General features: G+C 60.3%; 1 protein-coding gene. It reads left to right on the top strand.

Annotated elements, in window-relative coordinates; translation table 11 throughout:
• Positions 1 to 629, top strand: a 629-nt coding sequence (locus tag IEW03_RS20535; protein ID WP_503826689.1) for a glycine zipper domain-containing protein, incomplete at its 5' end; no start/stop codon positions are given.
• Positions 630 to 1,201: the final 572 nt, after the last annotated feature.

Genomic DNA, 1,201 nt, shown 5'->3' with positions numbered 1-1,201 from the left:
GTAGGGGCGGGCATCCCGTCAGAGTCCGCGTGAGCTACACCAAGCGCGCGTACAACTATTTCTCGAGCCAGAAGAACGCGACGACGCGCACCCACATCAAGTCGGTGCGATCGCGGGCCCATGTGGGTGCCGCTGCTGCGACCACGGCCGCGTCGGTGGCGCTCGCAGGTCCTCAGGAGTCGGCCGCGCAGATGGAGCGCGTCAAGCGCTGGAACAAGGTGCAAGCGCAGCCGTACTGGCTTCAGACGAAGATGCGAAGCGCGTGGGGCCGGCAGACGCAATCTTTTCAGTCTAGCCGTGCCACACGGACGGTCAACGATCTCACGCAAAGCTCTGCTCTCAAATGGGGCGGGCGGGCTCTTGGTGTGGCTGGCGTGGGAGTAGGCGTGTGGGCCTATCACGAATCGGGTGACAGTTGGGGAGAAGCAGCAACCAAGACAACTGTCGATACCGCCGCGATATGGGCTGGCGCTAAGGGTGGCGCCATTGCCGGCGCTGCAATTGGTTCACTCTTCCCGGGAGCCGGCACCGCAATCGGCGCGGGGATTGGGGGACTCATAGGTGGCATAGGCGGCTATTTTGCCGCTGGCCAGATCAACAACCGATTCGTCGCGCCACGCTTTGACTAGCACCTCGGATCTGGCTATGGAGGATGAATGTTTCTCGTCGCATTGACATTGCTATGGCTTGCGATGACGTGTTTTTATACGTGGCAGGTTGTTGCCCTATGGCGAAACCCTATGAAGATCGAGTTCTTTGTCGCATCACTATCACCGTTGCCGCTAGGGGAAGCGGGTAGGAGGGGCGAAGTGCGGGCGGCCCCGCTCACATGTACGACGCTATGGGCCATAGGATCGGCACTCGTTGGAATCTTGATTTCGGACTACTTTCCCGGTTTGTCTTTCCTGAATTCGACACTGGTAGGAGTCCTGACGATTGGTGCAATCCTTGTCCCTCTTGTGCTGGAGGTGCTTGTCGTTCTGGTGAACCGTCCGCGATTCGTCGTTCCACCTCACATGAGGGGAGATCGCGGTGTCCTGATCGACCGGATACACAGAAGGCGCGAGCGGCGAAAGTGACGAGAAGCCGGTGGCATCGAGGTGGTCGGGTAGTCATTGAATCAATTGAGCCGGACCGGGCGTCCCGTGGGGTGCCGTCGTCGCCGGGTCGAACCACTCGCCGTACGGTGAGCTGATCATGG

The organism is Isoptericola cucumis (genome assembly GCF_014635665.1).
Taxonomy (GTDB): domain Bacteria; phylum Actinomycetota; class Actinomycetes; order Actinomycetales; family Cellulomonadaceae; genus Isoptericola; species Isoptericola cucumis.
The sequence above is the reverse complement of the archived record's forward strand: the minus strand, read 5'-3'. Positions and strand labels throughout refer to the sequence as shown.